At 67.5% G+C, this 421-nt stretch carries 1 protein-coding gene; it reads right to left on the bottom strand.

Annotated features, from left to right (window positions below; genetic code table 11):
* On the bottom strand, positions 1 to 421 hold a 421-nt coding region (locus tag KCH48_RS41860; protein WP_210582884.1), incomplete at both ends, for an ABC transporter ATP-binding protein.

Below are 421 nucleotides of genomic sequence, written 5' to 3'. Positions count from 1 at the left end.
AAAGCCGTCGTCACTGGCGCAGGCCCGCAGCCGGCCCGGCTGGACGGCGACCTTCACCGCCGTGCCGGAGGCGAGGTCGTGGCGCCGCGCCTTGAGCAGGCCGCCACTGTTGTCGAGACGGACCAGGGTGTGCTCGCCGTCGTGCTGCTCGATGCGGCCCGGCAGGAAGTTGGCCGCGCCCAGGAAGTCCGCCACGAAGGGGGTCCTGGGGCGTTCGAACAGCTCCCGGGGGGTGTCGAACTGCTCGATCAGACCGTTGCGCATCACCGCGATACGGTCCGACATGACCAGTGCCTCTTCCTGATCGTGCGTCACATAGATGACGGTCAGGCCGAGTTCCTGCTGGATGGTCTTGATCTCGACCTGGAGCTGGTCGCGGAGCTTCTTGTCCAGGGCGCCCAGCGGCTCGTCCATGAGGATG

It is taken from the genome of Streptomyces sp. GESEQ-4, from assembly GCF_017948455.1.
Lineage (GTDB): Bacteria > Actinomycetota > Actinomycetes > Streptomycetales > Streptomycetaceae > Streptomyces.
This window is presented reverse-complemented; position numbering and strand designations above follow the sequence as displayed.